Below are 10,091 nucleotides of genomic sequence, written 5' to 3' on the forward strand. Positions count from 1 at the left end.
GTGCTCTTGTCCGTGGTCGGCTGGTGGCGTTACAAGCAGGGCGCCTGGCGAAACATGCTGGTGGTGGAAAAAGCGCCGCCCGGCGCGGACCACGCGGGAACCGCCCCGAAACCATAGCGCGGAGGGAAGCCCCATGACCGCGTTTCCTCGAACGTCCGACCCTGTCTGTTGCATACGTGTTTGCGAGGTTTTCCATGCATCCTTCCAAGGTTGACCGTTCCCGTCTTCGCGAGCTGACCGACCTGCCCAACATCGGCCCGGCCATGGCCGGGGATTTGCGGCTGTTGGGCATCACCCGTCCGGACCAGCTTGTCGGGCGCGATCCCTTCGTCATGTACGAGGCGCTCTGCGCCGCGACCAACGCCCGCCATGATCCGTGCGTGATCGACGTCTTTATTTCCATCGTCCGGTTCATGAATGGCGAGCCGCCACGGCCGTGGTGGGACTACACCACGGAGCGCAAGAAAGCGCTGGCCCGCGGAGGGCCGGAAGCACGGGCGCGTGCGTGAGGTGTTGCCCGCCACGCCGGCGGAGCGGGCGTGGTCGCCTGTTTTGGAGACGGTTAAAATTGCGTGGCGGGTCGAAGCGGTGGTTGCGGGGCGTCCGGCGGATGGTGCCGGCTGGTCAGGGGTGGCAGACGAATCTTCGAAAAATGCGGAGGGCTTGATGCGAAAATTCAATCCAATGACGCTCATCGGACTGCTTGGCGTGTGTCTTTTCGGGGTGCAGTTCGTCGCGCGGTCGGGACAGGTGATCTGGGCGGACCGGTCCATCTGGTGGACGCCCATGACCATGGCCCTGCCCCTGTCCGAAACCAGCGATCATTTCGAACTCTATGTCGGGCCGGACATTCTGCAGAACCTAGTCGCGCGGGGCGCGCTGTTCGTGCGCGACGCCCAAGGCCGGGAACAGCCGGTCACGGCGGCGGACATCCGGGTCCGGGTCAACAACTGGGAGCGGGTCCGGGCCGATCATCTGCGCGATGGCGTTGCCCTGGCCCTGGGCCTGGGTGCCTCGGCCGCGTTGGTCGTGGTCGGCATTGCCTCGCGCGCCTCCCGAAGGGACGCGGGCGCCCGGACTGGCGCCGACGAAAAGCCGCGCGGCGGAAGCTGATCACCGCGTTGCACGGGGCTCGTCGTCTTTGCGGCCCCGCCGGTCACGCACATAGACGTTGCCGGGCAGGGATTTGGCGTAGCTTTTGATCTGGGCCGCGCGTTCACCCAGGGTGTGCAGGCTGCACGGGGCATGGCACTCCACGATGCCGATGGACACCGAAACCAGGGGAAAGCGCTGTTTGGCCCCGTCGCGTCCCTTGCCCTCGATCCAGCCGCGCGCGCTGTCCTGGTCCGAGTAGTGGCGCGGAATGAGCCGTTTGAAGCAGCGGACCACGGCCCGGCAAATCCGTTCGGTCTTGTCCGGAGCCACGATGGCCACGAAGTCGTCGCCGCCGATATGGGCCAGGAAATCCCCGCTGTGTCCGTGCCGGGTCAGGGCCCAGGTCAGGATGCGCCCCAGCAGCAAAATGACCTGGTCACCGTCCTTGAACCCGTAGACATCATTGAACACCTTGAAATAATCCAGGTCCGCGTAAAGCATGCAGAAGGGCTGCCCCCGGCGCAGGCGCTGTTCCAATTCCTTTTCCAGGGCCACGTTGCCGGGGATGCCGGTCAGGGGATTGGTGCCCTTGGCCATTTCCACCTGGACCTGGGCCAGGGTGCTGAGCATGCTCTGGACCGAGACCGCGCCCAGGACGCTTCCGTTTCGTGTCACCACGACCTCGTCATAGGCCTTGAGCGTTTCGCGGGTGTTGGCGTTTTTGGCCACGACTTCCACGGGTTCGCGTTCGTCCACGATCATGGGCTGGGAGTCCATGAGCACGGAGATGGGTTTGCCCGCGTAGAGCGCGCGGCCGTAGAGGGTGGCCAGATGGCGGTCCAGGTTGTAGCCCATGACCAGCCCCATGGGGCGGCCATCCTCGGCCACGACCACGGCGGGCAGGTTGGGGTTGGTGGCGAAGATGTGCTGCACGGAATGGACCGGCATGCGCGGACTGACGGTGATGGCGGGCTGGGCCAGACGGCCGATGGGAATGGAGCAGGCCAGTCGTTGCCAGGAATCCGGCCGGACCGGGGCCAGCTCCTTGAGGTCGAGGCCGGACTCGGTTTTGGGAAACCGTGGGCGGTTCAGAAAATATCCCTGGCCGTGATGCACGCCGATGTCGATCAGGGCACTGGCCTCGCCCCTGGTCTCGATGCCCTCGGCGATGATTTCCGAACCGATGCGTTCGGCCAGGGCAACCATGGTTTCCATCAGGGCGCGGCGGATCGGGTCCTTGTCCACGTCCCGGACCAGACCCATGTCGACCTTGATGAAGTCCGGGCGCAGGGCCGCGATGGTTGACAGGCCGGAGTATCCCGTGCCGGCGTCGTCCACGGCGATGCGGAAACCCTGGCTGCGGTAATGGTCCAGGGTTTTGTGGAAGGCGGTGAAATTTTTGATGGAATGCCGCTCGGTGATCTCAAGGACGATGTTTTCCGGAACGAGGTCGAATTGTTCCAGAAGTTCCAGGGTTTTTCCGGGCGCGAAGCCGGGATCGACCACGGTCCGGGGATGGATGTTCAGAAACAGGCGTTGTCCCGGCCCCAATTTTCCGACCGTGCGCATGGCCTTGGTGCGACAGGCCTGCTCCAAAAGAAAGAGCTGTTCGGTTTTTTCCGCGAAATCAAAGAGGGCCACCGGGGAATGAAAGGCCGATCCGCGCGGCCCCCTGGTCAGGGCTTCCCAGGCCATGATGGCGCCGGTCTTGAAATCGTGGATGGGTTGGAACAGGACGGTCAACCGATCATGGGCCAGAATGTCCCGAAATTCCGGGGACAGCTTCGGGGTTTCCAGATCCGGCGCGTCCAGGGCCATGCGCCGGGCCTCGTGCACGGCCTCGCGCGTGGCGTGGTCGTGCGGACTGGGAACGTCGTCCCGCATGGCGAAACCGACGGTTATTTCCATTTCCCGGCCCAGGGTGGCGATGGTGTGGCGACGCAGGACCGCCTGCAGACGTGTCTTGAACATGAAGGCCTGGTCCGCGACCGAGCCCGGATCGGAGTCGTGCCGGGGTCGGATGTGCAGGATTTCGCCCGCGCCCAGACACACGGTGCGGCCCGGATCGTCACCGTCCCGCCCGACATCCTCCACCGCGCGTCGCATCAGGTCTTCGATGCTGGCCGCGATTTCAATGCCGTACATGTCCTTGCACAGGGGAAATTCCTTGATGACAAAGAGAAACACGGTCAGGGCGCGGTCGGATCGCGCCTGGTTCTCGATCCGCGACGTGACGGGGTACGTATGTGCTTGGCGGGCAATGCCGGTTGGCATGACGGGTCTCCTCGGGCTAAAAATGTGACAGGAACGGGGTGAAGGGGGTGTGGGCGTTTTTTGTGTCGGGGGCGTGACGGGCGCATGAAATTTTTGGGGCAATCCGTCTTTCGGGACAAGGGCGTCGGCTGTTACAGGAACTTCATGGCATCGTCACGGTTCCGTCACAAATTCCAGATAGCACCATATCCGGTGTGGACGGAGCGCCCGTCCACGCCACGCACAGGGGGAATCATGGCTCATAAGATCGTCGTCATCGAGGACGAACCCGATATCGCCAATCTGTTGGCTTTTCATCTCAAGTCCGGAGGGTATGACTGCTTCGTGGCCAGGGACGGGAAAAAAGGACTGCATCTCGTGCAGACGGAGCGGCCCGATCTGGTGCTTTTGGATTTGATGCTGCCCGGCCTGAGCGGCACCGACATCTGCAAGGCCATCAAGGGTGGCTCCGAGACCGCGCACATCCCGATCATCATGCTCACGGCGCGCGGCGACGAGGTGGACCGCATTTTGGGCTTCGAGCTGGGCGCCGACGACTATGTCGTCAAGCCCTTCAGCCCGCGCGAGCTGATGCTGCGCATCAAGACCGTGCTGCGTCGCAACGTGAACACCCTGCCCAAGGTGGCGCATTGGCAGCGGCAGGGGCTGGTCGCGGATTTCGAGGCCTTTTCCCTGATGGTGGATGGCGAGGACGCGCATCTGACGCCCACGGAATTCAATTTGTTCGGGGAATTCGTGCGCAACGAGGGCAAGGTGCTGTCCCGCGAGCAGCTTCTGGCCAAGGCCTGGGGGTATGAGTTCGAGGGGTATTCCCGCACCGTGGACACCCATGTCCGCCGGCTGCGCAAGAAGCTCGGCCCCTATGCCGACTGGCTCGAAACCGTGCGGGGCATCGGCTACCGCATGAAACGTGAACATCAGGCGGATTCATGACAGTGACCTCTTTTTCCCTGCGAACCCGGCTCATGGTGGCTTTCGCGGTCGTCATGCTGTTGGTTCTGGGCCTGCCAGCCTATTATCTCAATCAGAACCTGACCTCGGTCATCACCCAGGAGGCCCGGGACAATGTCAACCGGGATCTGCGGGCCGTGGACTGGATGCTGGTCTCCCATCGGGCCGCGAGCCTGGGCGAGATCGACGCCGCCATGCGCGAGCTGGCGGCGCGCATGAACATCCGCATCACCTATGTCGCCGAGGACGGAGGGGTTCTGCTGGATTCAGGCGTGTCCCTGGACCAGGTCGGCCGGTTGGAGAATCATGCCGCGCGGCCGGAGGTGGTCGAGGCCTTGAACGGCACCCTTGGGATGAGCATGCGCTACAGCGACACGCTCGGCCAGCGCCTGATTTACGCGGCCCGGCGCTCCAGCGGCCAGGGCGTGATTCCGCCGGGCGTGTTGCGCATCGCCCAGGCCCAGACCATGGTCCGCGATTCCCTGGATCGTCTGACCGGGCGGGTTGGCTGGGTTTACCTGCTTGGCGTGTGCGTGGCCTTTGGTCTGGTGTCCCTGGTTTCGAGACAGGTGGCCCAGGCCATCGCCAACGTGGCCCAGGCCGCCGCGTCCATCGGTCGCGGCGAGACCGGGCGGCGCATCCGGCTGTCCCCCGGCAAGGAATTGGTCCCGTTGGTCTCGGCGTTCAACCATATGGCCGAGCGCGTGGAGGAGAGCATGCGGGTCATCACCAAGCAGAAGATGGAGGGCGAGGCCGTGCTGAACGGCATGAAGGCCGGGGTCATCGTGCTCGATGGCCGGGGACATATCCTGCGCGGCAACTACGCGGCCCAGGAGATTTTTCCCGGATTGTCCACCTTCGCCGGCAAGAAGCCCATGGAGATGTCGCTCATCCGGGAATTGCAGGCCGGGTGCGACGCGGCCCTGGAGCGGCGTCGGGGCGGGGATTTTTCCCAGGTCAATCTGGTCGTGACCCTGAACGATGGCCAGGTCTTCGACGTGTCCATCGTGCCCATCAAGGGCGACGCCGAACTGGGCGCGATCATGGTTTTCCACGACATCACCGAGATCAAGAAGGTGGAGCGCATCCGGCGGGATTTCGTGGCCAACTTGTCCCACGAACTGCGCACGCCCCTGACTTCCATCAAGGGCTACGCCGAGACCCTGATCGGCCTCGACGCCCATGATCCGGAGCAGGCCAAGGCCTTCCTGGAGGTGATCCTGCGCAACGCCAACCACATGAACACCATGCTCGACGAACTTTTGCAGCTCTCCAAGCTGGAGCATGGCAAGCAGCGGGTGGACATGGTCGCCGTGGAGCCGTTCTCGGCCCTGTATTCGGCCTGGAAGAGTTGTCAGCCTTTGCGCCGCGAGGTCGATTTCGTGAACGAGGTGGCCGAGGGCGGTCCGGCCGTGCGCGGCAATTTCGAGCAGGTTGTCCAGGTTTTTCGCAATGTCTTGGAAAATGCCCTCAAATACGTGCCCGAGGACGCCCCGCGCATCCGCGTCTTTTCCCGACGCGAGGGGAACATGCTGAACATCTGTATCGAGGACAACGGGCCAGGCATCCCGGTCGAGGACCAGGGGCGCATTTTCGAGCGCTTCTACCGCGTCGAAAAGGACCGCAACAGCGCCGTCGGCGGCACGGGTCTGGGCCTGGCCATCTGCCGGCACATCCTGGCCGGACACAATGGCGCGATCACGGTCCAGAGTCCGGTGCCGGAAACCGGCGTCGGCTCCAGGTTCATCATCGGCTTGCCCCTGGCCGGGCAGCCTTCAGAGGAATAATCCATGAGTGAAACGATCAAGATAGCGGCCAAGGGCGTCAACTTCTATTATTCGGAGTTCCACGCCCTGCAGGACATCACCTTTGACATGCTCCAGCATCAGGCCACGGCCCTGATCGGCCCGTCGGGGTGCGGCAAATCGACCTTCTTGCGCTGCATCAACCGCATGAACGACCTTATCGATGGCACGCGCATCGAGGGTTCCCTGACCCTGGACGGCCAGGACATCAATGCCGCCGACCAGGACGTGGTCGTGCTGCGCCGCAGGGTGGGCATGGTGTTTCAGAAGCCCAATCCCTTTCCCAAGTCCATCTACGAAAACGTGGCCTATGGCCTGCGCGTCAACGGGGTCAAGGACCGCGAGTATATCGACGCCCGGGTTGAGGAAAGCCTCAAGCTGGCCGCCCTGTGGAACGAGGTCAAGGATCGTCTGGACCAGTCGGGCCTGAGCCTGTCCGGCGGGCAGCAGCAGCGTCTGTGCATCGCCAGGGCCATGGCCGTGGAACCGGAAGTGTTGCTCATGGACGAACCGGCCTCGGCCCTGGACCCCATCGCCACCCAGAAAATCGAGGAACTCATCCATGAGTTGAAGTCCCGGTTCACCATTGTCATTGTCACCCACTCCATGCAGCAGGCGGCCCGCGTGTCCGACCGGACCGCGTTTTTCTACATGGGCAAGTTGATCGAGGTCGGTCCCACGGACAAGCTCTTCACCCGGCCGGAAAACAAACAGACCGAGGACTACATCACCGGACGCTTTGGCTAGGCCGCGCGACGCCCTCGATGAGTTTCACCAAATTTCAAAGGAAGAACGCCTATGTACACCCATCTGCATGAAGAATTGGAAAATCTGAAATTAAAGGTCCTGAACATGGTCGCCCTGACCGAGGAAGCCGTGGCCAAGGCCATCAAGGCCTATGCGGACAAGGATCTGTATCTGGCCGAGGAGGTGCAGGACGGCGATGTGCATATCAACCGCCTGGAAGTGGAGATCGACGAGCTGGGCCTGAAGCTCCTGGCCCTGGACCAGCCCGTGGCCGGTGATTTGCGGTTTATCCTGGGCTGCATGCGCATCAGCGCCGAGCTGGAGCGCATCGCCGACGAGGCCGTGAACATCGCCGAGCGGTCCATCATGCTCAGTTCGCGGCCGCCCCTGCCGTTTCATGACGCCGTGCGCGAGATGGGCGGCAAGGCCCTGGCCATGCTCCAGCACGCGGCCCACGCCTTTACCTCCGGCAATGTGGAAGAGGCCCTGCAGGTCTGCCGGCTGGACAGCGAGGTGGACGTGCTCAACCACAAGAACATGCGCGCGGTCATCGAATACATGGTCAAGGATAACCCGGCCATCGAACGCTCCGTGCATACCATCATCCTCATCCGCCGCCTGGAGCGCATTGGCGACCTCGCCACCAATATCGCCGAGTCCGTGGTCTTCATCGAACAGGGCGTGAACATCAAGCACAAGGCCTATTTCGACGAGCGCTAGCCCCCGGCGGCGTCGAGCGCATCCGCTCGGCCTGATCGATTGTTTTTGAAAAAAGCTCCCGCATTGTCGGGAGTTTTTTTTGCGAAGCCGCTGGGAATGGTTTTGTATCCAGAACACGGGCGCGCGTATTTTGAGGATGACGATGTGTCGGATTTCTGTATATGGTGTGCCCAACCCTGCCTTTTGATGGAATTTGACCTCCCGATCTGTTTCTCCTTCTGCTGTTCTTCAGAAATTCCAGGCGATTAAATTATTGATTTGGATTTAACCCCAACCCGGAGGAAACCCCGCATGAGTGACGAGAGCAAATGCCCGGTCACGGGCACGACCCGCGCCATGGTCGCCGGTCGTGGCACGACCAATCAGGACTGGTGGCCGAATCAGTTGAAGCTTCAGATCCTGCACCAGCATTCGAGTCTGTCCAACCCCATGGATGAAACATTCAACTATCGGGAAGAATTCAAAAAACTCGATCTGAAGGCGGTCAAACGGGACCTTTTCGCCCTGATGACCGATTCCAAGGATTGGTGGCCGGCCGACTGGGGCCATTACGGGCCGTTTTTCATCCGCATGGCCTGGCACAGCGCCGGTACGTACCGCGTCGGCGACGGCCGGGGCGGAGCGGGTTCCGGCAGCCAGCGCCTGGCTCCCCTGAACAGTTGGCCGGACAACGTCAATCTGGACAAGGCCCGCCGCCTGCTGTGGCCCATCAAGCGGAAATACGGGAAAAAAATTTCCTGGGCCGATCTCATGGTTTTGGCCGGTACCTGTGCCTTGGAATCCATGGGGTTGAAAACATTCGGCTTTGCCGGCGGACGTGAGGACGTCTGGGAGCCGGAGCAGGACATCTATTGGGGCGCGGAACAGGAATGGCTGGCCACCAGCGACAAGCCGCGCAGCCGCTATTCCGGTCAGCGCGATTTGGATAATCCTTTGGCCGCCGTGCAGATGGGCCTTATTTACGTCAATCCGGAAGGCCCGGACGGACAGCCCATCCCCATCGAATCCGCGCGTGACGTACGCGAAACTTTCGCCCGCATGGCCATGAACGACGAGGAAACCGTGGCCCTGGTCGCGGGCGGACATACCTTCGGTAAATGCCACGGTGCCGGGCCGGCCACCCATGTCGGACCCGAACCCGAGGCCGCGCCCCTGGAGGACATGGGCCTGGGCTGGAAGAGCAGCTTTAAGAGCGGCAAGGGCGGGGATACCATCAGCAGCGGCATCGAGGGCGCGTGGAAACCCAACCCCACGCGGTGGGACATGGGCTACCTCAAAGTCCTGTTCAAGTATGAATGGGAGCTGCTGAAGAGTCCGGCCGGGGCCTACCAATGGCTGGCCAAGGACGTGGAGCCCGAGGACATGGTCGTGGACGCCCACGATCCGTCCAAGAAGGTCCGGCCCATGATGACCACGGCCGACCTGTCCCTGAAGTTCGACCCCGTCTATGAAAAGATCGCCAAACGCTATCTGGCCAATCCCGAGGAATTCGCCGACGCCTTTGCCCGGGCCTGGTTCAAGCTGACCCACCGCGACATGGGCCCGCGTTCGCGCTACCTGGGTCCGGAGGTTCCGGCCGAGGAACTCATCTGGCAGGACCCTGTTCCGGCCGTGGACCATCCGCTGATCGACGACGCGGACATCGCGACTCTGAAGGCGAAGATTCTGGCCTCGGACCTGAGCGTGTCCCAGCTCGTGACCACGGCCTGGGCCTCGGCCTCGACCTTCCGTGGCTCGGACAAGCGCGGCGGCGCCAACGGCGCGCGCATCCGCCTGGCTCCGCAGAAGGATTGGGCCGTCAACCAGCCGGACCGGCTGCGGGCGGTCTTGGACAAGCTTGAAGCCATCCGCGCCGGATTCAACGCGGCCCAGGGCGGCGGCAAAAAGATATCCCTGGCCGACCTGATCGTGCTGGCCGGGTGCGCCGGCGTGGAGTTGGCCGCGAAAAATGCCGGTTATGACGTGACCGTGCCCTTCACGCCGGGCCGCACCGACGCGTCCCAGGACCAGACCGATGCAGCTTCCTTCGCCGTGCTCGAACCTCTGGCCGACGGCTTTCGCAACTACCAGAAAGCCACGTTCGCGGTTTCGGCCGAGGATCTGTTGGTGGACAAGGCCCAGCTCCTGACCCTGACCGCGCCGGAAATGACCGTGCTTGTCGGCGGCCTGCGCGTACTGGGGACGAACCACGGCCAGACTTCGCACGGAGTTTTCACCAAACGGCCCGAAGCCCTGAGCCATGACTTCTTTGTCAACCTGCTCGACATGGGCACGGCCTGGACTCCGGCGGGCGAGGGTCTGTACGAGGGGCGGGACCGCAAAAGCGGCGAGCTGAAGTGGACAGGCTCCCGTGTGGATTTGGTCTTTGGCGCCAACTCACAGTTGCGGGCCATTGCCGAGGTCTATGCCTGCGCCGACGGCGAGACGAAATTCGTGCGGGATTTCGTCGCGGCCTGGACCAAGGTCATGAATCTGGACCGCTTCGATCTGGAGTGATCC

The 10,091-nt window shown here is 62.9% G+C and carries 8 protein-coding genes; 7 read left to right on the forward strand and 1 reads right to left on the reverse strand.

Going from position 1 to position 10,091, the window contains the following annotated elements; genetic code table 11:
- Nucleotides 1-194 precede the first annotated feature (194 nt).
- The gene (locus tag EOL86_09195) at nt 195-509 is read left to right on the forward strand and encodes a mitomycin resistance protein (protein NCD25751.1); all 315 of its coding nucleotides are present in this window, start codon (nt 195-197) and stop codon (nt 507-509) included.
- A gap of 157 nt (nt 510-666) precedes the next feature.
- Nucleotides 667-1,113, forward strand: a complete 447-nt coding sequence (locus tag EOL86_09200; protein NCD25752.1) for a hypothetical protein — start codon at nt 667-669, stop codon at nt 1,111-1,113.
- Here EOL86_09200 and EOL86_09205 read toward each other — a convergent pair whose 3' ends face one another.
- Nucleotides 1,114-3,369 carry a GGDEF domain-containing protein gene (locus EOL86_09205; GenBank protein NCD25753.1) on the reverse strand — a complete coding sequence of 752 codons (2,256 nt, stop codon included), beginning with the start codon at nt 3,367-3,369 and terminating at the stop codon, nt 1,114-1,116.
- A gap of 234 nt (nt 3,370-3,603) precedes the next feature.
- Here EOL86_09205 and EOL86_09210 point away from each other — a divergent pair, with 234 nt between their 5' ends.
- The 5 genes from EOL86_09210 to katG all read left to right on the forward strand — a co-directional run bounded on the left by EOL86_09210 (nt 3,604) and on the right by katG (nt 10,088).
- On the forward strand, nt 3,604-4,302 hold the full coding sequence (locus tag EOL86_09210) for a response regulator transcription factor (GenBank protein ID NCD25754.1): 699 nt from the start codon (nt 3,604-3,606) through the stop codon (nt 4,300-4,302).
- The gene (locus EOL86_09215) at nt 4,299-6,107 is read left to right on the forward strand and encodes a HAMP domain-containing protein (GenBank protein NCD25755.1); all 1,809 of its coding nucleotides are present in this window, start codon (nt 4,299-4,301) and stop codon (nt 6,105-6,107) included. Before EOL86_09210 ends, EOL86_09215 begins: the two co-directional genes overlap by 4 nt.
- A gap of 3 nt (nt 6,108-6,110) precedes the next feature.
- Complete coding sequence (locus EOL86_09220; GenBank protein ID NCD25756.1) at nt 6,111-6,872, forward strand: phosphate ABC transporter ATP-binding protein; 762 nt, start codon at nt 6,111-6,113, stop codon at nt 6,870-6,872.
- 51 nt (nt 6,873-6,923) lie between these two features.
- Nucleotides 6,924-7,592: a phosphate signaling complex protein PhoU gene (phoU, locus tag EOL86_09225; protein NCD25757.1), complete on the forward strand. Its 669-nt coding sequence runs from the start codon at nt 6,924-6,926 to the stop codon at nt 7,590-7,592.
- Nucleotides 7,593-7,883: 291 nt separating this feature from the next.
- Entirely contained in the window at nt 7,884-10,088 is a 2,205-nt protein-coding gene (gene katG / locus EOL86_09230; protein ID NCD25758.1) for a catalase/peroxidase HPI, read from the forward strand.
- Nucleotides 10,089-10,091: the final 3 nt, after the last annotated feature.

Source organism: Deltaproteobacteria bacterium, assembly GCA_009930495.1.
Classification (GTDB): Bacteria; Desulfobacterota; Desulfovibrionia; order Desulfovibrionales; family Desulfomicrobiaceae; genus Desulfomicrobium.

Excerpts from the sequence above, each read along its gene's own strand:
- EOL86_09200 (NCD25752.1), top strand. The coding sequence starts at position 667 with ATGCGAAAATTCAATCCAATGACGCTCATCGGACTGCTTGGCGTGTGT.
- EOL86_09210 (NCD25754.1), top strand. The coding sequence starts at position 3,604 with ATGGCTCATAAGATCGTCGTCATCGAGGACGAACCCGATATCGCCAAT.
- EOL86_09220 (NCD25756.1), top strand. The coding sequence starts at position 6,111 with ATGAGTGAAACGATCAAGATAGCGGCCAAGGGCGTCAACTTCTATTAT.
- phoU (NCD25757.1), top strand. The coding sequence starts at position 6,924 with ATGTACACCCATCTGCATGAAGAATTGGAAAATCTGAAATTAAAGGTC.
- EOL86_09205 (NCD25753.1), bottom strand. The coding sequence starts at position 3,369 with ATGCCAACCGGCATTGCCCGCCAAGCACATACGTACCCCGTCACGTCG.
- EOL86_09195 (NCD25751.1), top strand. The coding sequence starts at position 195 with ATGCATCCTTCCAAGGTTGACCGTTCCCGTCTTCGCGAGCTGACCGAC.
- katG (NCD25758.1), top strand. The coding sequence starts at position 7,884 with ATGAGTGACGAGAGCAAATGCCCGGTCACGGGCACGACCCGCGCCATG.
- EOL86_09215 (NCD25755.1), top strand. The coding sequence starts at position 4,299 with ATGACAGTGACCTCTTTTTCCCTGCGAACCCGGCTCATGGTGGCTTTC.